Origin of the sequence: Paenarthrobacter sp. NPDC089675, assembly GCF_044749185.1 — a bacterium.
Taxonomy (GTDB): Bacteria; Actinomycetota; Actinomycetes; order Actinomycetales; family Micrococcaceae; genus Arthrobacter.
The window spans coordinates 13874-40833 of sequence record NZ_JBIVHM010000001.1 but is presented as its reverse complement, the minus strand read 5'-3'; the positions used below and the strand labels follow the sequence as shown (position 1 = coordinate 40833).

Sequence of the window (26960 nt, the reverse complement as noted above, 5' to 3'; positions counted from 1 at the left end):
TTACTGTCCCTCTCCGCGGACGAGGATGGATGAGGTGGTGGTGGCGACCTTTTCGCGCTGGTCACCGTCAGCCAGGGCAAAGATCTCCGAGCGTGTGGTGATCATGGCGCCGCCGCCCATGGCACGGACACCGTCGACATGGAGTTCAGCTACCAGGCGATCGCCGGCCACGATGGGACGGTGGTGGGTAAAGCGCTGGTCGGCGTGGACCACGCGGGAGAAGTCGATACCGGCCTCGGGGTCCTCCACAAGCAAGGCGTCGGCCCGCTGGGCGATGATGATGGCGAATGTCGGGGGCGCCACCAGGTCCCGGTGCCCAAGGGCGCGTGCTGTCTCAACGTCGAAATGCGCCGGGTTGGCAGCCTTCACGGCCTTGGCGAATTCGCGGATCTTTTCACGGCCGACGTCGTAAACCTCTGCGGCAGGGTAGCTTCGGCCCTGCAGGTCCGGATTGATACTCATGCCTCAACCCTATCGGCCCGCCGGTTCTCCACGCAGCGTGGATACCGCCTGATGAAGCTGCTATTTCTTGTAGCTTTTGCGGATCTTCTGGCCACGGACCACCAGTCCGGTCACGTGCAGCAACAGGCCCGCGCCGATGACGGGCAAGGAAGCGAGCGCCAGCCCCTGGTTGCCCGAGGTGTTCCCGGCAATGGAGAGGATCAGCCCAACGGCGATGAGTCCCATGGCGCTGAATACCAGCACTTTGTAACCGGTGGAGGCAGCGGCCCAGAATTCGTTCAGCACCGTTCAAGTCTACCGGGGCGCGTTGCGGGGCCTGCTCTGCGCTCCTAACACAGGGAATGGAGCGTTCAACGGGCCCCACAACTGGTCAGAACAGGGAATCCTGCAGTGCAGGGATCTCGGTGACGTGCCGGCCGAGCTCAATCTGCCTCCCCTTCAAGGCGCCGAGGTCCGCCACGAAGGTACCTTCCACCTCCACGCCGTCGGCATCGGGGAGCCCCGCCAGGGCGATCGCCCCTGACATCGAGTGGATGCGCAGGCCATGGCCGCCGCCGTCGAAAGCCGCAGGGTACGGGTGACGGACGGCACCGGACGGCCGTGCGTTGCAGAGCCGGGCGGCTAACGCCGGACGCTCCCACTCGTCCCGGGCAACGTCGTAACCGGTCATTGACAGGCCTGCGAGGAACTCCCGGACACGTGCAGCCTGCTGACGGTTGATGGCCTGGAGTTCGACGCCGGTACGCGGCTCAACGAGCGAGGCCACCTTTGCTGCCGAACGGACTTGCTGGACGAGTCCGAGTTCACGGGTCACGAGATCCTCAAGGATTCGCACTACGCGGCCATCTTCGGCGTGTGCAACGTAGGACGCGTGCACGGCTCCCTGCTCAGCCAACCTGTTCCACTTGCGCCGGGCCGAGGCTGTGCCAACCTTGGTGGTCCCGTTGGCAAAGGTGGCTACGTAAAGCCAGTGCGGCTGCATGAGGTAGGACCGAAGTCCGGGCGGCACGGAGCCGCCACGGTGGAAGTCGTGCATGAGCCGGGAATCGTCACGGGCAAAACAGGGCCCGCACTGCTTGCCCCGCTCCGCTGGAGAACTTTTAGGGCAAGGTACATGTGTCCTGTCCCCGGGACCATGCACTTTGACGTGGCCGAGGCACCACAGGCCCGGGGTAACGCGGAGGCCCAGGGACGATCCCTGGGCCAACGCGATATCAGTGAACTCCCCGGCGGGAGTGTGGAGCCGCAGCGCTGGGGACGGAGAGTCCCAAACGACGCCGTGGACCAGCATGTTCAGCGGACCAGTGCCCTAGAGGGACGGTTGGACGCCGAAAGCCACCGCGAGCTTCATGATCTTTTCTGCACGGCCCAAACGCGGCAGGTCGGAGCCGTCGCGGATGACGCGGCCGTTGGCTTCGAAGTCGTTCATGAAGTCCGTGGCCCAGGCAACGTCCGACGGCGTGGGGCTGATGACTTCATTGATGACCGTGGTTTGGTCGATGGCCAGGCAGAGCTTTCCGGTCATGCCCATGGTCACCGTGATGCCCGTCTGCTCGCGCAGGATCGGGTGGTTGGTGCCAACAGTGGGGCCGTCGATGGGGCCCGGCAGGTTGCCCACGCGGCTGGCGACTACCAGCTTGGCGCGCGGGTAGGCCATGGCCTCCGGCGTTGCCGCCATGCCGGTGTCGCGGCGGAAGTCACCGGAACCGAACGCCAGGCGGAACGCGCCCTGGGCACGGGCTATGTGGTTGGCTTCCTCGATGCCAAGCGCGGACTCGACCAGCGCGATCACCGGGGTCTTGCCGTCCATGCGGTGGTATGACTCCGTCACCTGGTCCGCGGACTCGGTCTTGGCCAGCATTACGCCGAGGAGGCCGGGCGTACCGCGCAGGCCCGCGAGGTCGTCTGCCCAGAACGGGCTGGTGGCGTCGTTGATGCGGACCCAGGCCTGGCCACCGGCGGTCAGCCAGTTAACCACGTTCTCGCGCGCGGCGTCCTTCTGGGACGGGTCAACGGCGTCTTCGATGTCAAGGATGATGGCGTCTGCGCGCGAACCGGCCGATTCGTCAAAAAGTTCCGTTTTCATGGCGTTCACAAGGAGCCAGGAACGGGCGATATCGGCAGGAATATTGCGGGTAGGCCGAACGGACTCGGCGGCGATGCTAGACGTCATGTATCTACCGTATCCGTCCACCGGCCTGCTGGGCGAAGAATTGCGCCCGGTTGTGAGGATCAATACGAACTAAACCCCTCTTTGCTGTGGGGTCCGGCAGTATGACTGCCCGACCCCGGTCCGCGCCAGTCGCTTCCGGCTATCGCGTCGTTCCGGGTCATCTTGCGGAACACAGGCTTCACCCGGCTCAACACAACGACTTTGTGTCGCGCCGTTGCCCGCAATGGCCCCGGATTTCGTCCCGTTGCGCGCTGTTTCCCCGCGTTTCCGGCCGTTACCGCCACGCTTCCCTGCCGCCGTCGATATGGGCTTTCATCGTTCCCAAGCCGTTGCACTGACGGTTCCCCCAACCAATACACAACCACCCGAAAGTAGCTCCCATGAAACTGCAACTGCCCCTCCTGAGCGTCGCGGCCGCCGTCGTACTAGCGCTGACGGTGTCCGGCTGCGGCGGTTCAGCCGAAGCCGGACAAGGCGGCCAGGCCAATCAGGCCGGCACCGAAGTCAAGGAACTGCGCTACCAAGGCTCGGCCAACAACGTGACGTTCCCCGAGCTGGCCGCCGACCTGGGCTACCTTGGCGACCTGAAGTTGAACTGGGTGGGTAACACCACCAGCGGCCCGCAGGACATCCAGTCGGCGGCGACCAACCAGACGGACTTCGGCGGCGCCTTCTCCGGCGCAGTGGTGAAGCTGATCGAGGCCGGCGCACCCGTCAAGGGTGTGGTCAACTACTACGGCTCCGACGAAAAGACCTTCAGCGGTTACTACGTCAAGGCAGAGAGCGACATCAAAGGCCCCAAGGACCTGATCGGCAAAAAGATCGCCGTCAATACCCTGGGCGCCCACCACGAGGCTGTCATCAACACCTGGCTGACCAAGAACGGCCTGAGCCAGGACGAGATCAAGCAGGTCCAACTGGTTCCCCTGGCACCGAACGACACCGAGGAAGCGATCCGCCGCGGCCAGGTGGATGCCGGAACGCTCGGCGGGGTCCTGCAGGACCGTGCCGTTGAAGCAGGCGGACTGCGCTCCTTGTTCAGCGATGTCCAGCTGTTCGGCAACTTTGCCGGCGGACAGATCGTCCTCCGCAACGACTTCATCGAGAAGAACCCCAACACCACCCGCACCTTCACCACGGGCGTTGCCAAGGCCATCAAGTGGGCGGCGGAAACACCGCGTGAAGAAGTGATCGCACGATTCACCAAGATCATCGAAAGCCGCGGCCGCAACGAGAGCACTGCCAACCTGAAGTTCTGGAAGAGCCCCGGCGTGCCGAACGCCGGCGTGATCAAGGACGAGGACTTCACCCGCTGGGAAGCTTGGCTGAACTCCTCGGGCATCGTCAAGGGCAAGCTGACGGCCTCCAAGTACTACACCAACGACTTCAACGATCTGGCGAAGAAGGGATAGCCATGACGGCCAAAATCAGTCTGCGCAACGTTACGAAGGAGTTCACGGTCCGTGCCACCAAAGGTGCTGCCGCCACGCGTTTGACAGCGATCGATGGGCTTAGCCTTGATGTCCGCTCCGGCGAGTTCCTTACCCTGGTAGGCCCCAGCGGCTCCGGCAAGACCACCCTCCTGGACCTGCTTGCCGGGCTTTCCACGCCCACCTCGGGAGAGGTACTGGTGGACGGAAAGCCGGTAACAGGACCCGGCAAGGACCGGGCCGTGGTTTTCCAGCAGTACGCCTTGTTTCCTTGGCGCACGGCCTCGGCCAACGTCTCGATCGGGCTTGAAGGTGCGGGGCCGGACGGCAAGAAGCTGAACCGCCGCGAACGTGCAGCCAAAGCAAGGGAGTACCTGGCATTGGTGGGCTTGGCCGGTTTTGAAGACCGGTACCCGCACGAGTTGTCCGGCGGCATGAAGCAACGGGTCGCGATTGCCCGGAGTCTCGCTTATGAGCCGGACGTGCTCCTCATGGATGAGCCGTTCGCCGCACTGGATGCCCAAACCCGCGAGCAGTTGCAGGACGAACTGCTGAGGATCTGGAAAGCCACCGGTAAGACGATCGTCTTCATCACCCATGGAATCGATGAGGCCGTTTACCTGGGCCAGCGAGTGGCCGTGCTCAGCGCACGCCCGGGCCGGCTCAAGGAAATCGTGGATATCGACATCCCGGACCGCGATGGGGACGAGGATATCCGGTCCAACCTCGCGTTCGTGGAACACCGGCACCAGGTGTGGACCCTCCTGCACGACGAAGTCCGCCGGGCCCAGGACGCCGGACACCGCAAGATCCTGCCGGACGGCAGCGCCCCCGACGAACCGGCAACCACTCCCGAAAGGAGCGCCGCCTGATGACCACCGTCCTCACCAAGGCAGAAACCGCAGCATCCACGCCCGGGCGGACATCCGCCGTCGAACCTTCCGTCCCTTCGGCCGACAAACGCACGACGCCGGTCCCCGCCGCGGTGCGTCGCGTAACGGCAGTTGCCGGTTCCGCCGTGTGGAAGTCCACGGCGATCCTTGCCTTCCTGGCGCTCTGGGAACTGGGACCAACGTACTTGGCCAGCCCATCCACCCGGGTCTTCCTTCCCCCGCTGCATGAAGTGCTCCTGGCATGGGGCAAGCTGTTCGAAGCCGGGACCATCCAGGGCCATATCGCGGCCAGCCTGACCCGCTCTGTGGCCGGTTTCGGCGCGGCCTTGGTGGCGGGTGTGTCCCTGGGCTTGCTGATCGCCTGGTACGGGCGACTCAACTCGGTCCTGAACCCGCTGCTGGAACTCTTCCGCAACACGGCCGCCCTTGCCCTGCTTCCAGTGTTCACACTGCTGCTTGGCATCGGTGAGGAATCCAAGATCAGCATCGTGGCTTACGCTGCGTTCTTCCCGGTGCTGCTCAACACGATCGCCGGCGTGAAGACCGTGGATCCACTGCTGATCCGGGCCGCGCGCTCGCTGGGGCTGGGAAGCTTCAGGTTGTTCCAGAAGGTCATCCTGCCCTCGGCTGTTCCGACCATCTTCACGGGTATCCGCATGGCGGGCACCGCGTCCATCCTGGTGTTGATCGCAGCCGAAATGGTCGGCGCCAAAGCCGGGCTGGGCTACCTGATCGTGAATGCCCAAAGCAGCTTCCTGATCCCGGACATGTACGCCGGAATCCTCACGGTGTCCTTGCTGGGGTTGGCCGTGAACTTCCTCCTGGTGGCCTTGGAGCGGCACTTCTCCCGCTGGCGGACCGCCGTTGGCTCTGCCGCTTCCTGAATTTTTACCCGTGGCAACCCAGCCACACCCATCACATCACTGAAAAGAAAAGGAAAAACAATGACTGTCATTACCGAAACCAAGCTCGAATTCGCCAAGCTGGGCTCCCGCATCGGCGCCGAGATCCGCGGACTGGACATCAGCGGGGACCTCAGCCCGGAAACCGTTGCGCAGATCCGTGCAGCGCTGAACGAGCACAAGGCACTGGTATTCCGTGAGGCCAACATCCTCACGGACGAAGCCCAGGTGAAGTTCGCTTCGCACTTTGGCCCTTTGACCAAGGCGCACCCCACTGTTGCATCGGTGGAGGGCGAGGAGAATGTCCTGCCCGTGGACAGTGAGAACGGCTCCGCCAACAACTGGCACACGGATGTCACCTTCGTCGTGAACCCGCCGCAGGCTTCGACACTTCGCAGCATCGACCTGCCTGCTTACGGTGGAGAGACCCTGATCGCCTCCTCGGCCGGCGCGTACCAGGACCTTCCGGAGGAGCTGCGGACCTTCGCGGACACCCTGTGGGCCATCCACACCAACGACTACGACTACTCAGTTCCCAAGAACCTGGAGCACGCCAACGCCGAGGAACGCCGCAAGGAGTTCACCCGCTTGAAGTTCGAGACCGCCCACCCGGTGGTCCGCGTCCACCCGCTGACCGGCGAGCGTGGACTGTTCATCGGCGGCTTTGCGCAGCGGCTGCGGATCGTGGGGCTTTCCAACACCGAGTCGAAGGACATCATCCGCCTGCTGCAGGCCTACGTGACCCGTCCGGAGAACGTGGTCCGAGTGAACTGGGAGCCTAACCAGGTGGTGCTGTTCGATAACCGGATCACCCAGCACTACGCTCCGGACAACTACGACGGCCAGCCCCGCAAGCTGAACCGCGTGACCATCGCAGGCGACATCCCCGTGAGCATCGACGGCAAGAAGAGCCAGGCTATCCAGGGTGATTCCAGCACCTACTCCGTGGTGGCTGAACTGTCCTAGGGGGTCTTATGTGTTGCTGTTGTAACCCAACTAGGGGACAGCAGATGTTCCTATGGATACGCATAGCGACGTCTGCTGTCCCCTAGTTGGGTAATGGGGTTTAAGGGATGTTGCTTCCACGGGCCGCCATCCACAGGCCGTACCACTCTGACCGGGACATCTGCGCAGCCACGTCCGCAGCGTCCGCGCAGGCGCCGATGCGTGAAAGGTTGGTTGTGCCGACCACCGGCGATATCCGGGCCGGATGCTTCATGAGCCAGCCCAGCAGGACAGCTTCCGCCGTCGTGTGCTTCTCCGCCGCCAGGCGTTCGAGCATCGCGGAGGTTGCCTCGTCAGCCGAAGTCCGGGCACCGGCCCCCGTGTACCGCCCTTGGGCAAGCGAGCCGTAGGCCTGCAGCTCGATCCCCTTGTCCATGCAATACTCAAGCGTCCCGTGCGGAAAGCTGGTTGCGGCGCCCTCGGGATGGTTGACGAGTACCGTGCTCTCGAGCCAATCGCGCTTGAGGAGGCTCATCTCCAGCTGGTTCGCGACAACGGGCGTTTCCAAGCGGTCCTGGAGGTATGCGATCTGCGCGCCCGACATGTTGGACACACCCAGTTGCCGCACCTTGCCTTCGGCCATCAACTGCCCGACGGCGTCAGCCACCTCGCGCGCGTCCATCAGGGGATCGGGACGGTGCAGAAGCAGAACGTCGACGTAGTCCGTTTGGAGCCGTTTCAGGCTCTCATTGACCCTTTCAAGGATGGCCTCCCGGCTGAGGTCGTAATGGGTTTGCAATCCCCGCTCCCCCAGCCTGATCCCGCACTTGGTCTGCAGTTGGATCTTCTCCCGCAGGCCTTGCGAACGGACGAGGACCTCCCCAAAAACGGCCTCCGATTTGCCGCTGCGGTAGATGTCGGCGTGGTCGAAAAGCCCGATGCCGATTCCCCGCGCCGATTCGATCACCGCAGCGGCCTGGTCGATCTCAGCGGCACCGTAGGCGGCGTTGTCCCAGGAACCGCCAAGTCCCATGCAGCCGTAAATGAGGCGTCCCCGCCCGTTCGCATTGTTCAATTGCTGTTCCCTGTGGCCCTAGGCTTCGCGGACAATCCAGGCGGTGGTGTCTGCCGGAAGCTTGCCGTCCTCCAAAGGACCGCTGCTCACGACGACGTTCCCCGCCGGAAGCTCGAACGCTTCAGCCCCGAAGTTGGTCACCGTTTCCCAGCCGCCAGGGCGGCTGAAGTGCAGTACCTCGGGGTTGCCCGTTTCCACCCACTCAAGTTCCTCTTCCGTCTGCAGTTCACTGCGCAGGCGCAGGGCCTTGCGGTAGAGCTCGAGGGTGGAGCCTTCAACGCCTTCCTGGGTGGACACGGCGTAGTCCTTGAACCAGGCAGGCTGGGGCAGGTGTGCGGTACCTGCGCCGAAGCCGAAGGAAGAACCCTCAGGCGTCCAAGGCAGCGGGACACGGCAGCCATCGCGGCCAATCTCCACGCCCTTGTTGCGGAAGAACGAGGGGTCCTGGCGTTCGGAATCGGGGATCTCGCTGACTTCGCGCAGCCCGAGCTCCTCGCCCTGGTACAGGTAGGCCGAGCCAGGCAGTGCAAGCAACAACAACGAGGCCGCCCGTGCCCGCTTGAGGCCGAGTTCGATGTTCAGCTCCTCAGCCGGAGCACCGGCAAGCAACCAGCCCTTGCCGTCCTGGCCCTTAGGGGTGGCACCGGTGACGTCCTGGGCCGCGTTGGTTCCCTGTGCTGTGGAGCCGCCCTTCGGCAGCCCGTAGCGGGTGGCGTGCCGGACGACGTCGTGGTTGGAAAAGACCCAGGTGGAGGAGGCGCCGGACTCCTTGGCGTGCACCAGGTTGTCCGTGATGATCTTCTTGAAGGATGCGGCGTCAAAGTCCGACTGCAGCAGGTCGAAGTTGAAGGCCTGGCCCAGGCCCTCGGGGCTGGCGTAACGCGCGCGGCGTGACTCGTGCACCCAGGCTTCGGCCACGGCGGTCCGGGGCGGGTTGTACTCGTTGAAGAGTTTGCGCCATTCCGCGTAGACCTCGTGGACTTCGTCCCGGTCCCAGAAGGGGTGGGAGCCGTCGATGAAGCCGTCAGTTCCGTGGGCTTTCTTCAGGAGGTCCGCCTTCATGGGCATTGGCTCGGACAAGTCCTTTGCCATGCCGTGGGCAACGTCGATGCGGAAGCCGTCCACGCCACGGTCGGACCAAAAACGCAAGGTCTTCAGGAAATCTTCGCGGATCTCCGGGTTCTCCCAGTTAAAGTCCGGCTGCTCCTTGGCGAAAATGTGCATGTACCACTGGCCGGGGGTGCCGTCCGGTTCCGTGATGCGCTCCCAGATGGGTCCGCCGAACACGGAGTCCCAGTCCGACGGCGGGAGTTCGCCGTTTTCGCCCTTACCGTCACGGAAGATGTAGCGCTCACGTGCGGCCGAGCCCTTCGGCGAAGCGAGGGCTTCCTTGAACCACTCGTGCCGGTCTGAGGAGTGGTTCGGGACGATGTCCACCACCAGCTTGATGCCGGCGGCGTGCAGGGCTGCGGCCATCTCGTCAAAGTCCTCAAGCGTTCCGAGCTTGGGGTCCACGTTCCGGTAGTCGTCCACGTCATAGCCGCCGTCGGCGAGCGCGGAAGGATAGAACGGGCTCAGCCACACAGCATCGACGCCGAGTTCCTGCAGGTAGGGGACCTTGGCCGTGATGCCCTTGATGTCACCCAGGCCGTCACCGTTGGCGTCGTAGAAGCTGCGGGGGTAGATCTGGTAAACCGCTGCCTGGCGCCACCAGTTGGGGTCGGCCATGCGGTCGGAGTGGGACAGGTTTGCCTTGGTGGCGGAGGTGCTCACGAAACTCCTTTGATTTAGATTCTAAATTTAGTTCCCGAACCAGTATGTGACGGCTGGCGCAGGAGGTCAACAGGCCTCTGGCGTCAGCCCTTGACAGCGCCCTGCGTCACGCCCGCCATCACCCACCTCTGGGTAAAGAGGTAAGCGACGATCGCAGGCGCCATGGCCATCAGGTAGGAGGCGAAGGAGACATGGTAGTTGTTGCTGAACTGCGTCTGGAACAGGCTCTGCCGCACGGGAAGGGTCTGGAGTGCCGGATCGGAAATGATCAATGAAGGCATCATGAAGTCGTTCCACGCATACAGGAAAGCGGAGATGCCCACTGTTGCACTCATCGGAGCAAGCAAGGGAAAGATCAGCTTCCAGAACGTCTGCCACGTGGTGGCTCCGTCGATCCTCGCGCTTTCTTCCAACTCCATGGGAATGGAGCGCAGGAACGCCGTAAAGAGAAGCACGCTGAAGCTGAGTTGGAACATCGTGGCCAGCAGGATCACGCCGAACGGATTGTCCAGACCCAGCCGCCCGGTCAATTGGATCTGTGGCAACGCCACCACCGGGAAGGGGATGAACATCGCGGCAAGCAGGTAGAAGAACGAATACCGGAACAAGCGCCGGTCCCAATTGCGGACAATCGCATAGGAGGCGAAGGCTGCGAGGACGATCGTGGCAACCACGGTCCCGGCGGTAACCAGGAGGGACATCGCCGCACCCACGGGGAAGTTGGTCAATGTCCATGCCTGGATGAAACCGTCGAGGCTGAAGGGAGCCGGCAAGGAAAAGGCATTGCCGTCCACGGCTTGCCCCTGTGTCTTGAAGGCCATGGACACGGTGACATACAGGGGCAGCAGGACAGTTACTGCGCACAGGACAAGCACGGTGGTGGCAGACCAGTTGGTCCGCTCCGGCTTTTTGGAAGCGGGCCTCTTTCCGGCAACGGCAGAGGTGGCTTCGGTCGTGGCGTGCGGCTTTAGGGTGGCTTGAGTGCTCATCAGAGTGCATTCCGTCCGCGGGTCAGGGATAGCTGTACAAGGGAAATGGCGATCGCTACCAGGAAGAAGATGGTGGCGTTGGCCATTTGGTAGGCGTAATCACCGCCGTTGAAGCCGTTGATCACGGTCATGGCGATGCTGCGCGTGGAGGTGCCCGGTCCACCGTTGGTCAGGCCCACGATGATGTCGTAGGCGTTGAGGAAACCCTTGAACCCCAGGATGACGTTGATGACCACGTACCCGGCAACCAGCGGCAGCGTGATTTTGAGCAGCTGCTGCGTTTTGCTCGCACCATCGAGGTCTGCCGCCTCATAGACATCCCCCGGTACCGCGACGAGGCCCGCGATGTAGATGAGCAAGGAGCCGGGAACCGCCTGCCATGCCGTGACCAGCACGATCGCTATCCATGCGAGGTCAGGGTTGGCCAGGAGGCTGCCCTCCAACCACGGAATTCCGGCGGAGGCACCGAACGCCGGCAGGGAGTTCGAGAAGAGGAAGTTGAACACGTAGGCGATGATGATGCCGGAGACCACCATGGGAATGACGAAGATGGTCCGCAGCGCCGACTTCATCCGGATGCGTGAGGTCAACCCGACGGCCAAAAGAAAAGCGATGACGTTCACGGCCACGACTGTGACGATCGAGAAACCGAACGTGAACAGGTAGCTCTGCAGGATCGCCGGGTCGCTGAAGATGGCGATGTAGTTGGTCAGTCCGACGAATTCCCAGTCTCCGATGCCAATGGAGTCGGTAAAGCTGAAAAAGATGCCGATGACCCCCGGTACGGTGATGGCCAAGGTGAAGAGAACAAGGCTCGGCAGCAGGAAAAGGTAGAAGACCGGCTCAACCGGCTTCCCCTTGCGCTGCTTCGGCACAAGGCCCCGCCCCATGGTCCGGGGCTCCCCCGGGCTCTCCGAAGATTTTGGTGTTGCGATGATGGACATTTTTCTGGCTCCCTGTCTGCGCTACTGGCGGAAGGCCAGGCGTGCCCAGTCTGCGTCGAGTGTGCGGAGGGTGGATGTGGCGTCGGCTCCAAACACGAGCGCCTGCGTGTAGTTCATGATGGGGATCGTCTTGGGAACCAGCACGGACGGCCCCTGGTACACCTGGGCGTTGTTGTAGTACCCGGCCATTCCCTCAACCCTGGGGTCGGGGGCACCGCTTGCATCCTTGGTGGGCGTGAAACCCAGCTGCGAGGCGTTGTAGGCCTCGATTACTTCAGGCTTGTAGAGGTATTCGAGGAATTCGTGGGCCGCGTCCTTATGCTTGGACGCCTCGGGGATCCACGCCGCAAGGTCAACGTTGACGCGGACACGCAGGTCTGCCGGGTCTTCCGTCATGGGCAGCGGAAAGGTTCCGAGCTGCAGGTCCGGAGCGGTCTTGGCAACTTCACTGAAGGCCCAGGGGCCCTGAAGATACATCGCGGCCTTTCCCTGCGAGAACGCGAGGTTACCGTCTCCATAAGCGCGGCTGGCGGCATCTTTGTTGACGTAGTTCTTTGCCAAAGTCAGCATCTTTTCCACGGGCTGATGGAAGTCCTTTTGGAACGAGGCCTCGGATTCGGCTCCCACGGCAGTACCTTCGGAGGCCAGCTTGTCGAAGAAGCCAAGCGTGTCCAGCTGGCCGCCCACGGAGTAATCGAACCATCCTTGGGCGATGGTCCAGTCATCTTTCCAGGTTGCGTAGAAGGGCGTCACTCCGGCCGCCTTGAGCTTGTCGCACGCAGCGATCAACTCACTCCAGGTCCGCGGGACTTCAATGTTGTTGGCCGCGAAGATCTCCTTGTTGTAGATCACGGACGAGGCCATCACCGAGTAAGGCAAAGCGCTGGTCCGGCCCGGATAGGAACCGTACTGGTCCATCAACGGCTGGAGGTCTTCGCGGACACGGGAAGCAGCCTCCGTGTCCGACAAGTCGCTCAGCACCCCTCGTTGGACAAACCGCGAGGTCTCCATGTTGTAGTTGGCCAAGGCGATGTCCGGCGGATTTCCCCGGACGAAGCTCGCGGACACCACGTCCACGCCGGAGGTGTCCAGCACCACTTCCGTGTGGTTTTGCGAAGCGTTGTAGTCGGCAACGAGCTTGGTCATGAAGCCGATCGCTTCACGCTTGCTGAAGGTGAAGCGGATGGTTTCTTTTCCGGAGTTTCCTGCACATCCAGTGAGCAATCCGGCGAGCAATGCCAGTCCGAGGCCCAGTGCCACCATGCGTTTCTTGCGTGTCACTCTCAAGACACGTAGTCCTTTCGTCGTGCGGCCCCTCTGCCGCATGCGTGGGGTGATGGCGCGCAACATCACCCAGGAATTTAGATAGGAGATAAATTTATTACCCGGCGTAAGTATTGTGTGAGGGGCGCCACAGGGTCAAGCTCGACGTCGTAACAAGGCGAAGTCTAAATTTATGTACTAAATTTAGAGCGGCCGATCATTCCTTCCATCAGCGGCCGGGGAAGTTGGGAGCACTGCATGCTGAGCGGAACCGCGCCATCCACACAGCTGGTACGCAGGGTCAATGCCGGCGCCATGCTCAAAGCCATGCGCGGAGCAGGCGTGGTCACCGGCACGGAACTGATGAACCTGACGGGTTTGTCACGCGCCACTGTGATCTCCATCTGCGACGAACTGGTCCGGCTCGGCTGGCTCCAGGAGCTAGAGAACCAGCGCGGCGCCGGTGACTACATCAAAGGGCGCCCCGCCCGGAGATTTGTCTTCGACGACGGCGCGGCCAGCGTCCTGGGAATCGATATCGGTGCCAACAAGATCACCACGATCGTTGCCAATATGGCCGGCACGCCACTGTCCCAAGTGACCATGCCCTTCCGGACCTACAACGTCTCAGCTGCCGAGCGGGCCGATGTCCTGGACAAAATTGCCGCGGAAGCCCTCGAGCAAGCCGGCGTTCCGGCGGACTCGGTACTGGCCGTTTCGGTCGGCGTCGCCGCACCCGTCAGCAGGGAGGGCGAGGTCCTCACCGTCCAGGAGTTCTGGAAGTCATTCGATGTCCGCCGGATCGTCTCGGAACGGCACGGCTGGCACGTCCTTCTTGAAAACGACGCCAACCTCGCAGCCCTTGCGGAGCGGTGGCAAGGCACAGCCCAGGGAGTTGATCACCTGGTGGTCATGCTCGCCGGCGACCGGCTGGGTTCAGGCATCCTCGAGTCCGGCCGCCTGTTGCATGGCCATGTTGGCGGTTTTGGCGAACTCGGTTTCCTCAACAACGTCGAAGGCGTGGGGAGTACCTACGGCATTGCCTACGATGCCGTTGCTGCCGGCCGTGAAGCCCTGCAAGGACACGCTGAAAGCAAGCTGCGGGTGCTCTGTGGAGGGGATCCCAAGGCCTTGACCGCCGAAATGGTCTTCCAAGCTGCTGCAGAGGGCGATACTGCCGCCCTCGGAGCGCTGGAGAGCGTAGAGCTTCGCATGGCCAAGGTCATCGGCTCCATCAGCACTCTGGTAAATCCCGAACTAGTGGTGGTTGCCGGTGGAGTGGCCGCTTCCGCCGAAGTGCTGCTCCCCGGAATTTCCAAGCATCTTCCGGACTTCACCTTCACTCCCCCGCGGCTGGCCTCCTCCGTTTTGGGCGAAGGCATTGTTTCCCTCGGAGCGATCCGGCACGCCTTGGACTACGTCGAAGAACACGCACTGGATCTTTACCCCTCATCACGTCCCAACCGCGCTTCCTAAGCCCGTGCCAAGCCGTCGGCTGCTACTCCGGCATGGACATTGTCCGCAGGTCCAGCTGACGCAGTACCCGGTCCGCTACCTCCGGATCAGTGCCGGGCTCGTTCCTGGCCTGGACCACTTCCAGTCTGGCAGCATCCAGGGCGATGGTCTGGACGGTGATCGCCAACTCCCTGCCCCGCTCACGCTTCTCCGCAGCGGATTCGTTCTTCAGCGTGCCATCCAGCAACTCGGCGTGCAGGCGGCGCATCTTCTCCTTCACGAGTGCCACCTTCTCCGGCGGGAGTTCCTTCATAAGGTCGTGGTCTTTAAGTGCCGCGACAGCCGCCGCCTGGGCCCGCTTGGCGAGTAGTCGCGCGGCGTCCTTTTCATGCGAACCGTCCTCGGTGGCTTTGAGCACCCGCATGAGCCACGGAAGCGTCAAGCCCGGGAGCACCAAGGTGGCCAGGAGGACGGCGCAGGCAGTGACCAGGATCTCGTGCCTGGCGGGGAAATCACTTCCATCCGGCAAGGTGAGCGGCAACGCCAGTGCCAGGGCCAGGGTTGCCAGGCCGCGCATTCCGCACCAAGTGAGGATCAGGACTTCCTTGGGGGTGGTGGGCTGAAGGAGGTTCCGGCGCCGGTTAGCCATCAGGGCAAGCAAGCCCAACCACAGGTAACGGACCACGAACACCAGCACACAGATCACTACCGCCATGCCCACCATCCCAAAGATGGCGGTGCCCTCATCACGGATGACGTGGCGGATTTCCAGACCCACCAGGCCGAAAGCCAAGCCGGTAGCCAGCAATTCCACAACGTCCCAGAACGCATTGCGGGTCACGCGCTCAGCGGCGTCCTGCGGACGTGCATGGCGCTGCAGTTCCAAAGCGGTCACGACGACGGCGACCACACCTGAGGCGTGCAGTTCTTCGGCAAGGATGTACGCGGCGAACGGAACCACCAAGGTGACGGCACTGCGGGCCACCATTGACGCGACGAGCTTGGTGATGACCTTGGTGAGCCAACCCATGGCGATGCCTATCAGTACTGCAAGTGCCGCACCAATGACGAACTGGACCACTATCCCGGGACCAACATCCTTCCCGGCCACGGTAGCGGCAACGGCGGCTTGGAAGATCACGATGGCTGCTGCGTCATTGAACAGGCCCTCGCTCTGGAGCACGGTGATCAATCGTCGGGGCATGTGGACGCGTCCTGCCACCGACTCCACCGCCACGGGATCCGGCGGCGCCACCATGGCCCCCAAAGCAATAGCGGCGGGGATACCGATGCCCGGGATCATGAGCCACGCCGCGCCCGCCACGGCCGCTGTGGAAACCACCACCAGCGCCACGGCCATCAGCAGCAGGGTCCGCCACCGCACCCGGAACACAGCCCAGGAACTCTTCTGGGCCGTAGCGAACAGCAAGGGCGGAAGGAAGATGGGAAGGATCAGCTCAGGCGAAATTTCAAACTCGGGGAATCCCGGGATGAAGGTCAGGGCAACAGCCAGGAGCAGCATCAGCACCGGATAGGGAAGCCTCAGCCGGTCCCCCAAACCGACTGCAACAACCGTTGCAAGCAGCAAACCCACAATGAGTGCCAACTGATCCATAGTCCCGCTTCCCCAGATGTTGCATCGCTTTTTCACGGCGCAGGCCGCCAAAGTTCCCTACCAACATATCCCGGGGCCAGCGCTACTCCGCCGTCAGGGCATCCACCACGTCCACGCCGCCGTCCTTGAAACTGATGGTCCGGCCGATCGTCCGCGGCAGCTCCAGGGCCGCAGCGGCCACCAGGGCAACGTTGCCGCGCGAGGTCTGCGTGCCTTTACCGGGATCGGTGGGATCCACCTCGATCAACCCGGTAGGCGCCTCGTCGGTCAAGGACCCGGGGCCAAGGATGGTCCAATCCAAGCCGGTGCTGCGCAGGTACTCGTCGGCAGCGGCCTTGGCTTCCGCATAGGGAAAGAAGCCATGGTCCTCGGGGATGCCGTGATCTTTCGAAGCACCAAGGTAGGACACCATGACGTAGCGCTTGACTCCGGCGTCACCGGAAGCATCCATGGATCGGATGGCGGCGTCCCGGTCCACCGCATAGGTCCGCGCCGGATTGCCTCCGCCGGCCCCTGCGGACCAGACCACGGCGTCATGTCCGCCGAGCGCCTGGGCGATTTCCGCCGTCGTCGAATGTTCCACATCCAGCACCTCGGCGGCAGCGCCGGTTTCCATGACTTCGGCCACATGGTCGGGATTCCGCACGATGGAGGTGACATCGTGACCTTCCTCACTCAGAATGCGGGACAAATGCCGGGCCACCTTGCCGTGGCCGCCAATAATTGCGATTCGGCTCATGGACCCATTCTGTCCTACATGTGCCCAACATAGTGGAGCAACAAAAAAGCCCCACAGACGAATCTGCGGGGCCTTGCTTTGGTAGCGGTGGGGAGGCTCGATCTCCCGACCTCACGATTATGAGTCGTGCGCTCTAACCAACTGAGCTACACCGCCACGGATGAGAAAAGCCTGCGTCAGCCGGTCAAAACCGCCTTGACGCAGGCCCTCATCCAGAGCCCCCCACCGGAATCGATCCGGTGACCTCGTTCTTACCAAGAACGCGCTCTACCACTGAGCTAGGGGGGCAACGAGTAAATACTCTACCGGAGGTTTTCCGAAGCTCCAAATCGGCGCAAACACAGGGAAAATCGGGCCTGACACAATTTGCAATCGGTCCATTTTCCTGATCTCTGAGCCACTCGGATCAGGGCAACCGGAGCACCTGTCCGGGGTAGATCGCATCCGGGTTAGGGACCGTGTCAGCGTTCGTCGCGATCAACGCCCCGAGGTCCACATTGAACTGTGCCGCGATACCGGCCATGGTGTCCCCTGGCTCCACAACAACCTCGGTGACCCGGGGTGCCACGGGACCCCGCTGACCGGCTTCCGCAGCGGCCTCAGCAGCCGCGTCACGGCTTGCCCGCTCCACCTCGGGGTCCTCGGGTTCCAGACCCACCTGGCCGGCCTCCTGCGCGGCGGCAGCGTTCGCTGCCTCCTGCTGCTCGGCCGCCTGCGCTGCGGCGGCTGCAGCGGCCTCCGTGTCCGAGGAGGAAACCTCGACGGCGGCAGTGTCCTCCGCCGCTTGCCGGGCCGCCGAGTGGTCAGGGTGGTGGTCCTTCTCGCCGAGGCCCAGGTTCTTCTTCACGTTGTCCAGGAATCCCATGGCCCGATCCTACGGCGGCAGCCGTTGGCAGGGAACCGTTTAACGGCCCAGGGGCCGGCTCGAAAGCCGGCCCCTGGGGGTACTGCAGTGTTTACCACTTGCCCTTGCGGTTGAAGTCGCGGTGGCCGCTGTCGCCCCCACGGGGCTTGCGTGCGCCGTCGCCGTGACCGCCGAAGCGCGATCCACCGGACTGGCCACGGTCACGGTCGCCGTAGCTGCCGGACGTGCGCTCACTGTAGGAGCGGCCGCCGCGGTCTGCCGAAGAACGCTCGCCGTCGTTGCGGCGGAACTCCTTCTTGAAGCCGCCGTTGCCCTTGAAGTTTCCGCCACCGCGGCCACCGGAGTAGCCGCCACGATCGCCGTCGCGGTTCGGCTTGCGGCCCGAGTCCAGCTCAAGCTGGATCAATTCGCCGCCGATGCGAGTACGGGACAGTGCGCGCAACTGCTCGGGGCTGAGGTCCGCGGGGAGCTCCACCAGGGAGTGGTCCGAACGGATGTCGATGCCACCGATCTGGGACGAGGAGATGCCGCCCTCATTGGCGATTGCACCAACGATGGATCCCGGCATGACGCGCTGGCGGCGACCCACTGCGATACGGTAAGTCGCATTGCCTTCGGTGAGCGGGCGTGACGGACCACGGGAACCGAAGCCGTCCTTGGAACGCTCGCGCTTCTGGAACTCCGGAGCCGCCGGGAGATCCTTGACCAGGAGCGGCTGCCCGCCCTGGGCCATGACAGCCAAAGCAGCAGCGATCTCGGCGGCGGGAACCTTGTGCTCTTCCTCGTACGAGGCGATGAGGTCGCGGAACATCGAAACATCCTCGGATTCGAGGGTTTCGGTGATGCGCTCGGCGAATTTGCCCAAGCGCAGCGAGTTCACGGTCTCTGCGGTGGGCAGGTGCATCTGCTCCACGGACTGGCGGGTTGCCTTCTCGATGGCGCGCAACAAGTACTTTTCGCGCGGGGTCATGAAGAGGATCGCGTCGCCGCTGCGGCCTGCACGGCCCGTACGGCCGATGCGGTGCACGTAGGACTCAGTGTCATGCGGGATGTCGTAGTTGACCACGTGGCTGATGCGCTCGACGTCGAGTCCGCGAGCCGCAACGTCGGTGGCAACAAGGATGTCGATGCGGCCTTCGCGGAGGGCGTCAACCGTGCGCTCACGCTGCTGCTGCGGGATGTCGCCATTGATGGCGGCAGCCTGGAAACCGCGGGCCTTCAACTTGTCGGCGAGGTCCTCGGTAGCCATCTTGGTGCGCACGAAGGCGATAACGCCGTCGAACTCTTCCACCTCGAGGATGCGTGTCATCGCGTCCAGCTTGTGCGGGCCCATGACCTGGACGTAACGCTGGCGGATGTTGGAGCCGGTGGAAGTCTTGGACTTCACCGAAATCTCGGCCGGGTTGTTCAGGTACTGCTTGGACATACGGCGGATCTGGCCCGGCATGGTTGCGGAGAAGAGGGCAACCTGGCGCGTTTCGGGCGTTTCCTGGAAGATCTGCTCAACGTCATCGGCAAAGCCCATGCGCAGCATCTCGTCGGCTTCATCCAGCACCAGGTACTGGAGTTCGGAAAGATCCAGCGAGCCCTTGGCGATGTGGTCGATGACGCGGCCGGGGGTACCCACAACCACCTGCGCACCGCGGCGGAGACCGGCAAGCTGCGGGCCGTAAGCAGAGCCACCGTAAACCGGCAGGACCGTGAAGTCGTCCATGTGCTTGGCGTAGGAGGTGAAGGCTTCGGCAACCTGGAGGGCCAGTTCACGCGTCGGCGCCAGGACCAGTGCCTGGGTCTTGCGGGAAGGGCCGTTGAGGTCGTGCAGTTCGGCCAGGCGGGACAGGGCAGGTACAGCGAAAGCTGCGGTCTTGCCGGTACCCGTCTGGGCGAGGCCAACGACGTCGCGGCCTTCAAGCAACAGCGGGATGGTGGCTGCCTGGATGGGCGACGGCTTCTCGTAGCCGACATCCTGGAGGGCGGCAAGGACGCGGCCATCAAGGCCGAGGTCGGTGAAGCGGACGCCGTCCTCGTCGTCTGCCTCGGCTGCAGGCGCCTCATCGGCGGCAGGGGTTTCGACGGCGGCAGGCGCCTCTTCGGCGGGGGTTTCGACGTTTGCAGCAGCTTCCGGAGCTTCGGTCACGGTCTCAGCTGACTCGGCGTCAAGGTTCTCGTTAAGAGTTTCGGGCATGTGGGGAAATTCCTCATCCATAGGGCGTCGGCGCGGCCCGGTTGGGCTTGGCCGCAGTACACGCGACAGCCAAGCAAGGGTGCCCTGCTATCGCAGAAGTCCGGCGCTATCGCAATCCCATGGCAGGACTTCGCGCTGCATCTCTTGGCTGCTATCCCAGCAGTCTGTACAGCGTTTTCTTTAGCCGGCGCTCCCTATGAAAATGCCCGCACACAGTTTGCGGGCCCCAACACTTACCAGTCCTGCCTCAAAAATTGGGCAGGATAAAGGGAATTCCGGAGTGGGGGATACATCCAGTGTAGGGCACACGGCAGTCCGGACGCGACCCGTAATGCGCTGCGGACGGTGAGAGCTTGCGCACACTCCCCGGTTTTCGCCCGTCAGGCGCCATTGCGGCGCAGGAGTTTTTCGAACCTGGAGTGGTACTCATCCTGCAAACGGATCTCCCCGTCGGCTTCGGCGTCCAACAGTACCTGAACCATGTCAGCGGTGGGTTCGCTGAACCACTGCCCCACCGTGACCCCGTGCTTCGGTACGAAAACCCGGTGGACATGGTCTCCGGCCGAAATGCTCCCGGTCTTGATCACCCTTAGGTATGTTCCAACCCGACCTTCTGCCGTGAAGCGCTTCACCCACTGCGGCTCTCCCAGCACGCGTTGGAACGTCGCACACGGCACGCGGGGCGAGGTCACTTCGACCTCCACATCCATGCCAATCTTCCAGCGCTCACCAATAACTGCCCCGGTAGCGTCGATGCCAGCCACGCGGAGGTTCTCGCCAAAAATCCCGGGCGGCAACTCGCGCTTCAGCTCTGCCGACCAGAAGTCCGCATCGTCCTGGGAGTAAGCGTAGAGGGCCTGGTCCTCTCCCCCGTGGTCCTTTCGGCTGGCTTGGACGTCGCCGTGGAGGCCCAGCTTGTGGACCTTGACAGGCCCTTCCACTGCACGTTTGTCGATGGCAGTAACACCCACGCTGCCCTCGGGATCAGGAAGCAGCTGGTGGACCCGGCAAACGGCGAGGAGGGACGCGGTGTTCATGGGGATTAGTCTACGGAACCCCACCCCGATGCTCCCGCACAAAACAGCAACTCCAGCCGGGCGCTCTCTCACCAAACCGCCCCTCCCCGCCGAACGCTCCCTCACCTTTGGCTTTGAACTCTGCGTTGCACCTGTCGTCGTTCCGCCACGACCCACTTTGGATGAGGATGCTCCAAAACACGCCGTTTCACAGGGTTCCAGGCCGTTTTCGGCGCGAAAGTTGGTGGCGGCGGTCCAGCACTCGCAGTGACTTACGACGGCGGCCGGCTGACCGGGTAGCAAAGCTGCCGGAGGCGCCACTTCAGTCGCGGGACAGAACTTCCATCAGCACCGATTGGAAACCTGGACTGACACGAACGGAAAATGCTCCATCATCGGCCAGGTTTGTCAGTTGGTCGTAACCACCGCCATTCCACCAATAGACGTGTGGGCTAACCGGTCCGGGCGCCTCGCTGTAGGCACTTAAGGTGAATCGCGCCATTGCGTCGAGGACATGGATCACGCTGCCATCCTCGATGTGATGCCAGGCAAGCTGGTGGCGGTTCGGAACGCTCATCAACCACCCATGGTGTGTGGCGCCTGGCCTGCCGGTCATCTCCGCAGAAAGCCCAGGCAGCATCAAGGCGCGGCTTCCGGTGTAGATATGCCCATGAGCGCGTGGAAAATCCCCGCCCGGAGCCTCGAACCTTTCAAGCCGCTCTACTTCCAGCTCCCCAGATTGGTGATACCTCGGGCCCGAAGCTCCTCCCAGCCACCAAATTTCCTGGCACGGTCGTGATCAAACATTTGAACCAAATCCGGAAGGTCGAGGGCCAGTACCTCGACGATGCCCGGAGCGAACTCCCTGTGCGGATACCGCTCCATCTTGGGCAGGTGGTTCTCCCCGTAGAGACGGGCGAACGTTTGCTTCGCGATATTGCCAGGCTGAACGTTTTCGAAGGGATCCGGATTCTCGAAGCTGGCCAAGACACGCTGAAGGTGCTCCGCGATGGTGTCGCGCCACTCGACTTCATCCCGGGCGTTACATCGGGCTGCCACGTTCCGGAAACCGTAGCCGCGACCTTGGGCATCCACCGCATGCAGGGCATGGATCTGTACTTCATAACCCATCTCGGCAAGGAGCTCACGCATGAGCCCACGGAACTTATTGGCTTTGGAAACTGTGAAAAAGGTCAGTTCCTCGTCCATTGGTTCGGGGGCCGGTGCCCGCTTCTTGAACAAGCCCACAGAGACTCACTTTCGTTGTGAAGGCCCGGCCGCTCCGGTCGAAAGCCGTTTTCGGAAATTGGATGAATAGTTGGCCTGCCCCGTGGCTCCGGGCTCGGCGCCACTGCGGCGAACGTCTTCTCGTAGTCCAAGTTGGCCTCAGATGTCCATTCCTTGAGCACGGCCACTGCGCCGTGCTGCGGCAGGCGCAGGCTTGTCGCGAACCTGGCTGCGCAGAGATGGAACTGAAGTCGGGCCGTTTGACGAAGCTTCGCTGGAACTCGGCGCAGACTGTTCCTGCCGCTAGCCTTTGCGCCTTTTCCGCAACCATCCAGCGCCGACGGCCGCAACAACAGGTCCACCAAAGAAACCGAGCCACAATACGGGCAACGGAGAGTCTGCGGGATCGATTTTCTGCTCATCGACCACGATTCCAGTGATATACATGGCAATTATCCAGCCAATAAAGAGAAGCCCACCTACTACGATCAGTCCTACTGGAAGAACCGTCATTTTGCGATTTGAAGAGGCATTGAACGTCATCGTTTACCCTCTATCCAAGCTTGTCGGTCCACATTAATTGCACCAGTTGAAGACGTAGGCGTAATAGGAGTCCCTCCACCGCCATGAGTCCAAATTCCATGTCTCCTTGAACGGAGCGAACTGAGCGTGGCAGGCCAACTGCCACCACATCTGAGTGTTGCATGCGCCACGGTACTTACTGCAAAATTCCTCAAGAAGAGCTTGGTGCGCCAACGGGCTGTTTCCGTTGGCTCGTGCCCACCATGTGGGCGTCACAACGAAGGTGCCGCCCGACCAATATGCGGAGGCAAGGAGATCGATGCCAAAGTAAGGGTCGGCAGTAACGGGATATGCGATTCCGGCCACAGCGTGCTCTACAACTTGAACTATGGTCGTGCCAACAACCTCATAGTGGGTTCTAACATCTTTGCCATTGGCGTCCTTTGCCCAGGCTGGTGCGAATCCGCCGATACGTGATCCATCAGGGCCGAGAACTGAAACGCTTCCATCCTTTTCAAGCGTCAGTGATGAATTGGGTGCAAGACCAACGTTGTAGGTGTAACGGGTCGGTGCGGCGGAGTCATTGATGACTGTCATGATCTGAACCGAGCCATCGTTCTTCACAACCGGCACCGTGGCGGAACCATTGTCGTTATCGTACGAAACAACACCGTCCTGGACGGGCTTGGCGTCGGCCGCTTCGCCTGCGAACGGCAATGAAATCTTGATGGTCGTTCCCTTTGTCGATTCGAGTGAAACCGGATCGGCGGGATTCGTTGGAACAACGACGCGGACGTCGTTGACCGTAGCCTCAATCGTGTTGCTCCCGCTGTCATCAGTGACAACACTTGCGACATCGGACAGCACGTCCGTTGCTGCGGAGGATGATCCTGCCGATAGTGCCTGAAGCGCGGGAAGTGGATCGTCAGCGATTTTCTTGGCCTGGGCGGTGTGGGACGAGTGCTCTCTGGTGTCCTCGGCAACGGCGATGCTATAGGGCCCCAGGATTGATATTGCCGTCGTCGAGGCAACTACCAATGAAAGAAGCGACCTGGATCTCATTTGTTCCTCCCGTCGTTGACGTGTGAGGCACCGTCCGTCGTTAGTTCACAGGCACACGCGGACGTCGCTAGCACTCCGACTGGAGACACGGCGTCCACGAACCGGCGCACCAACGCACCCAGGTCCTTATGCGAGGCATCGGACTGCCGAACAAGAGTGGTGAGCGTCTGCGCGCCCACATCAAAAACAGCCATACAAAAGGCCCCCAATAGCCCTCGAAACAAACCCACAAACCAGTGGGTGCCCACGACCGAAAATGGCCACGCAACCGGGGACATTGTGAACACACGAAAATGCCTCTAGGTGGTAAAAAAGGCTCTCCCTAGACCGAAACGAGGGAAATTAGGTGGTATAAACCCAAAATTAGGTGCTGCGAAAAATCACCTAGGTGGTGAAAGTACAAGCAGCACCGAACTAGGGATCGAACCTGTAGCCCATGCCGGCCTCGGTGTGGAGGTGCCGGGGAGCCGCCGGGTCCCGTTCCAACTTCCGTCGGAGCTGGGCAATGTAGACGCGCAAGTACTGGGTCTCCTTGGCGTAGGCCTGGCCCCAGACCTGGGTGAGCAGCTGCTGTTGGCTGACCAATTTGCCTTTGTTCCGGACCAGCAGTTCCAGGATGTTCCATTCAGTGGGCGTCAGCCGCACCTCGGCGCCGTCCTTGATGATCTTCTTGCCGGCCAGGTCCACCATGAAGTCGGCGGTGGCGAGGGTGGGCTCTTCATGTGCCGTGACCAACCGCCGGGACGCAACCCGCAGCCGCGCCAGCAGCTCATCGAGTCCGAAGGGCTTGGTCACATAGTCGTCCGCACCGGCGTCGAGCGCTTCCACTTTGTCCTCCGACGCATGGCGGGCCGAGAGCACGATGATGGGCATGCTGCTCCAGCCGCGGATGCGACGAATGATTTCCACGCCATCAAGGTCCGGCAGGCCAAGGTCCAGGACCACGATGTCAACCGCTTCCTTGGCCACGGCACCCAGCGCATCTGCCCCGGTACCCACCGAGAACGCCTGGTAGCCGTGAGCCTGCAGGGTGAGCTGCATGGCCCGCGCAATCTGTGCTTCGTCCTCGACTATCAGAACCCGGGTCATTCCATGCCTTCCCTGTGACCGGTCCACAGCGGCAGCGTGACCACCATAGTCAGGCCGCCGCCCGGCGTCGGCTCCGCCTTGAGGGTGCCGCCCATGGCCTCCGTAAACCCCTTGGCCACAGCGAGCCCAAGCCCCACTCCGCCGCCTGGGTTGCCAGGCGCAACGGCAGAGTCGCCGAGTCGCTGGAAGGGCTGGAACATCTCCAAAACCTCAGCCTGCCCCACTCCCCTGCCGTGGTCCGTGATGCGCAGTTCGCTGGCGGGAGTGTCACCGATGGTGATGCCTGCACCGGCACTTGCGGTCAGTACGACGTCCGAACCCGCGGCATACTTCACCGCATTCTCGGCAATGTTGGCTACGACCCGTTCCAGCATCCCCGCGTCGGCTTGCACCGGGGGCAGGTTGGGTGGAAGTTCATTGCGAAGCCTGTCCGCCGGGACGCCGCGGAGGGCGTCGGGCAGGATGTCCGCCCAGGACAGGCCGGTCAGCAACGGGTTCACCGCGTCGGCCGTAATCCGGGACATGTCCAGCAGGTTGTCCACCAGATGATCCAGCCGGTCGGCGTAGCTTTCGATGGTTTCCAGCAGTTCCCGCTCCACCTCAGGCGGGAACTGCACGTTCTCCTGCCGCAGGCTGCTGACGGCGAGCTTGATCCCGGCCAAGGGCGTCCTCAAATCATGTGAGACAGCGCGCAGGATGGAGGTGCGCATCTTGTTGCCTTCCGCGAGCCGGAGGTTGTCCCGCCGGCTCTTGACGAGCTGCTGCCTTTCCCGGACAGCCACCACGAAGGCGCCGAAGGCGGCGAGGAGCCTCTGGTGTTGCGGGGACAGCGGGCCGCCGCGCAGCAACAAGGTGTAGTGGGGATCGACGACGGCGGCATGGTCGGCAGCGGCATGGGTCACCGGCGGATTGGGCCCGGCACTGGCCAAGACGCGCCACGCGGCGGGCACACCCGGAGCAGCCGCCGCCGTGGCGCCCAGAAGGGTAACCGCCTCCATCCCCAGATTTGCGCGGACCTTCTCCAAGAAGGATTCAAGGCTGCCGTCAGAGCTGAGGATGCGCAGGGCCAAAGCACTCAAGGCTGTAGCTTCCGCACCCGACCTGGCCGCTTCCTGGGCACGGCGGGTGGCCAACCCCACGGCGAGGGCCACGCCACAGGCCACAGCCAGGAAAACCACCAAAGTGAAAAGCGTGGTGGGGTCCGCAATGGAAAGGGATCCCACCGGGTCCGCAGAAAGATAGTTCAGCAGGAAACTTCCCAGGACGGCAGCGACCACCGCTGGCCACAAACCGCCGATCGCAGCCACCGCAACGGCAACAGCCAGTTGCAGGAGCATGATCATGGAGAAGTTGCGGAAGTCCAGGACCGTGACCAGAAGCTCGACGGCGGGTGGCAGCAGAAGGGCCAGGGCCAATCCGGTGAGCACCCGGCGGCGGCCTATGCCGCGCACCGGAGGCAGACGCAGCAACAGCCCTTCCGGTTCCTCACTATGGGCTTCGGAAACGGGCATGGCTACATCCTTGCACGCTTAACGTGACGGGTAGTTCTATCCACCCTGCAATGTCATCGATGCCCCCGGCAGGGTCTGGGACTAGGCTTGCTTTCAGAATTCCGGTCCGGCGCGAGCTGGACACACCAATGGTCTATCCAGGGGGATACATATGGACCCGAAAGACGGTCCCGACGCGTCCGGCAGCAATTCCGGCGCCGAGGGAAGCAACGGCGATCCGGGGGCAGGAAACAACTTTCCCAAGCCCCCGCCATGGCAGGTGCCAAAACCGGAGCTCCACCCGGAACTGAGCACCAACGTCCCTGGGACAGATCCGGACGCCACAAACGGCAAGTCCGGGACGGCCAAGCAGCCGGCGTCCGGTGGGCAGCTCCCTATCGTGGACCCTTTCGAGAAGGAACGCGAACACCGGGAACGGCAGGCAGCGGCGCGGAAGAAGCGCTCCCAGCGCCGCACCGTCGTCGTCGGCCTGGGTGTTACCGCACTGCTGGCTGGAACCATCACCGCCATCGTCGCCAGCAATGAGGCCGAAGCGGACTACGCGCAGGTGTGCTTCAACGACGAGACCGGCGAGCGCGTTGACGACGATCAGTGCAACAACAGCAGCTCGGACGGCCGCAGTTCGGGTGTGTACGCCTGGTACTTCTACTCCCGCGGAGCCAGTGTGCCTGCTGTCGGCCAGAACCGCAGTGCCTACCCGAGCTACACCAAGACTGTGCCGCAGGGGGCCAAGACCTCCACCGGTTACAGCAGCAAAGGCGGCACAGTCAGCCGCGGCGGCTTCGGCAGCAGCTCCAAAAGCGGCGGAAGTTCGGGAGGCTAGGG

26 protein-coding genes and 2 tRNA genes are annotated in these 26960 nt (G+C 62.7%); 6 read left to right on the top strand and 22 right to left on the bottom strand.

Annotated features, from left to right (window positions below):
* The 4 genes from ACIPY2_RS00205 to ACIPY2_RS00190 all read right to left on the bottom strand — a co-directional run bounded on the left by ACIPY2_RS00205 (position 1) and on the right by ACIPY2_RS00190 (position 2635).
* Positions 1-462, bottom strand: a complete 462-nt coding sequence (locus ACIPY2_RS00205) for a MaoC family dehydratase N-terminal domain-containing protein (RefSeq protein ID WP_400264414.1) — start codon at positions 460-462, stop codon at positions 1-3.
* A gap of 60 nt (positions 463-522) precedes the next feature.
* Positions 523-747: a DUF3188 domain-containing protein gene (locus ACIPY2_RS00200; RefSeq protein WP_400264413.1), complete on the bottom strand. Its 225-nt coding sequence runs from the start codon at positions 745-747 to the stop codon at positions 523-525.
* A gap of 85 nt (positions 748-832) precedes the next feature.
* Positions 833-1753 carry a DUF2797 domain-containing protein gene (locus ACIPY2_RS00195; protein WP_400264412.1) on the bottom strand — a complete coding sequence of 307 codons (921 nt, stop codon included), beginning with the start codon at positions 1751-1753 and terminating at the stop codon, positions 833-835.
* Positions 1754-1771: 18 nt separating this feature from the next.
* Positions 1772-2635: a CoA ester lyase gene (locus ACIPY2_RS00190; protein WP_347108121.1), complete on the bottom strand. Its 864-nt coding sequence runs from the start codon at positions 2633-2635 to the stop codon at positions 1772-1774.
* Positions 2636-3015: 380 nt separating this feature from the next.
* Here ACIPY2_RS00190 and ACIPY2_RS00185 point away from each other — a divergent pair, with 380 nt between their 5' ends.
* From ACIPY2_RS00185 to ACIPY2_RS00170, 4 genes are read left to right on the top strand one after another with little or no spacing between them, the layout of a single operon-like run.
* Positions 3016-4047 carry an ABC transporter substrate-binding protein gene (locus ACIPY2_RS00185; RefSeq protein WP_400264411.1) on the top strand — a complete coding sequence of 344 codons (1032 nt, stop codon included), beginning with the start codon at positions 3016-3018 and terminating at the stop codon, positions 4045-4047.
* A gap of 2 nt (positions 4048-4049) precedes the next feature.
* A complete protein-coding gene (locus ACIPY2_RS00180; protein ID WP_400264410.1) occupies positions 4050-4937 on the top strand; it encodes an ABC transporter ATP-binding protein in 888 nt (295 codons plus the stop codon).
* Entirely contained in the window at positions 4937-5842 is a 906-nt protein-coding gene (locus ACIPY2_RS00175) for an ABC transporter permease (protein ID WP_400264409.1), read from the top strand. The genes ACIPY2_RS00180 and ACIPY2_RS00175 overlap by 1 nt, the downstream gene beginning before the upstream one ends.
* 60 nt (positions 5843-5902) lie before the next feature.
* Entirely contained in the window at positions 5903-6826 is a 924-nt protein-coding gene (locus tag ACIPY2_RS00170; protein ID WP_400264408.1) for a TauD/TfdA dioxygenase family protein, read from the top strand.
* Between the two features lie 100 nt (positions 6827-6926).
* On the opposite strand, the gene ACIPY2_RS00165 is transcribed toward ACIPY2_RS00170, so the two are convergent.
* From ACIPY2_RS00165 to ACIPY2_RS00145, 5 genes are all read right to left on the bottom strand, one after another.
* A complete protein-coding gene (locus ACIPY2_RS00165; RefSeq protein WP_400265077.1) occupies positions 6927-7838 on the bottom strand; it encodes an aldo/keto reductase family oxidoreductase in 912 nt (303 codons plus the stop codon).
* A gap of 60 nt (positions 7839-7898) precedes the next feature.
* A complete protein-coding gene (locus tag ACIPY2_RS00160) occupies positions 7899-9653 on the bottom strand; it encodes a glycoside hydrolase family 13 protein (RefSeq protein ID WP_400264407.1) in 1755 nt (584 codons plus the stop codon).
* 83 nt (positions 9654-9736) lie between these two features.
* Positions 9737-10642: a carbohydrate ABC transporter permease gene (locus tag ACIPY2_RS00155; protein ID WP_400264406.1), complete on the bottom strand. Its 906-nt coding sequence runs from the start codon at positions 10640-10642 to the stop codon at positions 9737-9739.
* Positions 10642-11586 carry a carbohydrate ABC transporter permease gene (locus ACIPY2_RS00150; protein WP_400264405.1) on the bottom strand — a complete coding sequence of 315 codons (945 nt, stop codon included), beginning with the start codon at positions 11584-11586 and terminating at the stop codon, positions 10642-10644. The genes ACIPY2_RS00155 and ACIPY2_RS00150 overlap by 1 nt, the downstream gene beginning before the upstream one ends.
* Before the next feature lie 21 nt (positions 11587-11607).
* Positions 11608-12849: an ABC transporter substrate-binding protein gene (locus ACIPY2_RS00145; protein ID WP_400265076.1), complete on the bottom strand. Its 1242-nt coding sequence runs from the start codon at positions 12847-12849 to the stop codon at positions 11608-11610.
* Between the two features lie 258 nt (positions 12850-13107).
* Here ACIPY2_RS00145 and ACIPY2_RS00140 point away from each other — a divergent pair, with 258 nt between their 5' ends.
* Entirely contained in the window at positions 13108-14325 is a 1218-nt protein-coding gene (locus tag ACIPY2_RS00140; protein WP_400264404.1) for an ROK family protein, read from the top strand.
* A 22-nt stretch (positions 14326-14347) separates the two neighbouring features.
* Here ACIPY2_RS00140 and ACIPY2_RS00135 read toward each other — a convergent pair whose 3' ends face one another.
* The 13 genes from ACIPY2_RS00135 to ACIPY2_RS00075 all read right to left on the bottom strand — a co-directional run bounded on the left by ACIPY2_RS00135 (position 14348) and on the right by ACIPY2_RS00075 (position 26135).
* Positions 14348-15919 carry a Na+/H+ antiporter gene (locus ACIPY2_RS00135; RefSeq protein ID WP_400264403.1) on the bottom strand — a complete coding sequence of 524 codons (1572 nt, stop codon included), beginning with the start codon at positions 15917-15919 and terminating at the stop codon, positions 14348-14350.
* An 82-nt stretch (positions 15920-16001) separates the two neighbouring features.
* Entirely contained in the window at positions 16002-16658 is a 657-nt protein-coding gene (locus tag ACIPY2_RS00130) for an NAD(P)-binding oxidoreductase (protein ID WP_400264402.1), read from the bottom strand.
* 79 nt (positions 16659-16737) lie between these two features.
* Positions 16738-16814: transfer RNA gene (locus tag ACIPY2_RS00125), tRNA-Met, on the bottom strand.
* A 60-nt stretch (positions 16815-16874) separates the two neighbouring features.
* Positions 16875-16946 (bottom strand) — tRNA-Thr (locus ACIPY2_RS00120).
* A gap of 118 nt (positions 16947-17064) precedes the next feature.
* Positions 17065-17523, bottom strand: a complete 459-nt coding sequence (locus ACIPY2_RS00115) for a LysM peptidoglycan-binding domain-containing protein (RefSeq protein ID WP_400264401.1) — start codon at positions 17521-17523, stop codon at positions 17065-17067.
* Between the two features lie 91 nt (positions 17524-17614).
* Positions 17615-19708 carry a DEAD/DEAH box helicase gene (locus ACIPY2_RS00110; RefSeq protein WP_400264400.1) on the bottom strand — a complete coding sequence of 698 codons (2094 nt, stop codon included), beginning with the start codon at positions 19706-19708 and terminating at the stop codon, positions 17615-17617.
* A gap of 380 nt (positions 19709-20088) precedes the next feature.
* Positions 20089-20745 carry an MOSC domain-containing protein gene (locus tag ACIPY2_RS00105; RefSeq protein ID WP_400264399.1) on the bottom strand — a complete coding sequence of 219 codons (657 nt, stop codon included), beginning with the start codon at positions 20743-20745 and terminating at the stop codon, positions 20089-20091.
* Between the two features lie 301 nt (positions 20746-21046).
* On the bottom strand, positions 21047-21301 hold the full coding sequence (locus ACIPY2_RS00100) for a hypothetical protein (protein ID WP_400264398.1): 255 nt from the start codon (positions 21299-21301) through the stop codon (positions 21047-21049).
* Between the two features lie 143 nt (positions 21302-21444).
* Positions 21445-21972: a hypothetical protein gene (locus tag ACIPY2_RS00095; protein WP_400264397.1), complete on the bottom strand. Its 528-nt coding sequence runs from the start codon at positions 21970-21972 to the stop codon at positions 21445-21447.
* Between the two features lie 282 nt (positions 21973-22254).
* Positions 22255-22494 (bottom strand): hypothetical protein, encoded by a 240-nt coding sequence (locus tag ACIPY2_RS00090; protein WP_400264396.1) that lies wholly within the window; start codon positions 22492-22494, stop codon positions 22255-22257.
* 33 nt (positions 22495-22527) lie between these two features.
* Entirely contained in the window at positions 22528-23340 is an 813-nt protein-coding gene (locus ACIPY2_RS00085) for a DUF2599 domain-containing protein (RefSeq protein ID WP_400264395.1), read from the bottom strand.
* Between the two features lie 609 nt (positions 23341-23949).
* On the bottom strand, positions 23950-24624 hold the full coding sequence (locus tag ACIPY2_RS00080; protein ID WP_400264394.1) for a response regulator: 675 nt from the start codon (positions 24622-24624) through the stop codon (positions 23950-23952).
* On the bottom strand, positions 24621-26135 hold the full coding sequence (locus ACIPY2_RS00075; protein ID WP_400264393.1) for an ATP-binding protein: 1515 nt from the start codon (positions 26133-26135) through the stop codon (positions 24621-24623). The genes ACIPY2_RS00080 and ACIPY2_RS00075 overlap by 4 nt, the downstream gene beginning before the upstream one ends.
* 151 nt (positions 26136-26286) lie before the next feature.
* On the opposite strand from ACIPY2_RS00075, the gene ACIPY2_RS00070 reads away from it, so the two are divergent.
* Positions 26287-26958 (top strand): Tat pathway signal protein, encoded by a 672-nt coding sequence (locus tag ACIPY2_RS00070; RefSeq protein WP_400264392.1) that lies wholly within the window; start codon positions 26287-26289, stop codon positions 26956-26958.
* Positions 26959-26960 lie beyond the last annotated feature (2 nt).

Bases quoted from the DNA above. Each gene is read 5' to 3' on its own strand.
- ACIPY2_RS00155 (WP_400264406.1), bottom strand. From the start codon at position 10,642: ATGAGCACTCAAGCCACCCTAAAGCCGCACGCCACGACCGAAGCCACC.
- ACIPY2_RS00165 (WP_400265077.1), bottom strand. From the start codon at position 7,838: ATGGGACTTGGCGGTTCCTGGGACAACGCCGCCTACGGTGCCGCTGAG.
- ACIPY2_RS00105 (WP_400264399.1), bottom strand. From the start codon at position 20,745: ATGAACACCGCGTCCCTCCTCGCCGTTTGCCGGGTCCACCAGCTGCTT.
- ACIPY2_RS00130 (WP_400264402.1), bottom strand. From the start codon at position 16,658: ATGAGCCGAATCGCAATTATTGGCGGCCACGGCAAGGTGGCCCGGCAT.
- ACIPY2_RS00175 (WP_400264409.1), top strand. From the start codon at position 4,937: ATGACCACCGTCCTCACCAAGGCAGAAACCGCAGCATCCACGCCCGGG.
- ACIPY2_RS00195 (WP_400264412.1), bottom strand. From the start codon at position 1,753: ATGCTGGTCCACGGCGTCGTTTGGGACTCTCCGTCCCCAGCGCTGCGG.
- ACIPY2_RS00185 (WP_400264411.1), top strand. From the start codon at position 3,016: ATGAAACTGCAACTGCCCCTCCTGAGCGTCGCGGCCGCCGTCGTACTA.
- ACIPY2_RS00180 (WP_400264410.1), top strand. From the start codon at position 4,050: ATGACGGCCAAAATCAGTCTGCGCAACGTTACGAAGGAGTTCACGGTC.
- ACIPY2_RS00190 (WP_347108121.1), bottom strand. From the start codon at position 2,635: ATGACGTCTAGCATCGCCGCCGAGTCCGTTCGGCCTACCCGCAATATT.
- ACIPY2_RS00070 (WP_400264392.1), top strand. From the start codon at position 26,287: ATGGACCCGAAAGACGGTCCCGACGCGTCCGGCAGCAATTCCGGCGCC.
- ACIPY2_RS00140 (WP_400264404.1), top strand. From the start codon at position 13,108: ATGCTGAGCGGAACCGCGCCATCCACACAGCTGGTACGCAGGGTCAAT.
- ACIPY2_RS00090 (WP_400264396.1), bottom strand. From the start codon at position 22,494: ATGACGTTCAATGCCTCTTCAAATCGCAAAATGACGGTTCTTCCAGTA.
- ACIPY2_RS00075 (WP_400264393.1), bottom strand. From the start codon at position 26,135: ATGCCCGTTTCCGAAGCCCATAGTGAGGAACCGGAAGGGCTGTTGCTG.
- ACIPY2_RS00145 (WP_400265076.1), bottom strand. From the start codon at position 12,849: ATGGTGGCACTGGGCCTCGGACTGGCATTGCTCGCCGGATTGCTCACT.
- ACIPY2_RS00205 (WP_400264414.1), bottom strand. From the start codon at position 462: ATGAGTATCAATCCGGACCTGCAGGGCCGAAGCTACCCTGCCGCAGAG.
- ACIPY2_RS00080 (WP_400264394.1), bottom strand. From the start codon at position 24,624: ATGACCCGGGTTCTGATAGTCGAGGACGAAGCACAGATTGCGCGGGCC.
- ACIPY2_RS00150 (WP_400264405.1), bottom strand. From the start codon at position 11,586: ATGTCCATCATCGCAACACCAAAATCTTCGGAGAGCCCGGGGGAGCCC.
- ACIPY2_RS00100 (WP_400264398.1), bottom strand. From the start codon at position 21,301: ATGAGCGTTCCGAACCGCCACCAGCTTGCCTGGCATCACATCGAGGAT.
- ACIPY2_RS00110 (WP_400264400.1), bottom strand. From the start codon at position 19,708: ATGCCCGAAACTCTTAACGAGAACCTTGACGCCGAGTCAGCTGAGACC.
- ACIPY2_RS00115 (WP_400264401.1), bottom strand. From the start codon at position 17,523: ATGGGATTCCTGGACAACGTGAAGAAGAACCTGGGCCTCGGCGAGAAG.
- ACIPY2_RS00135 (WP_400264403.1), bottom strand. From the start codon at position 15,919: ATGGATCAGTTGGCACTCATTGTGGGTTTGCTGCTTGCAACGGTTGTT.
- ACIPY2_RS00170 (WP_400264408.1), top strand. From the start codon at position 5,903: ATGACTGTCATTACCGAAACCAAGCTCGAATTCGCCAAGCTGGGCTCC.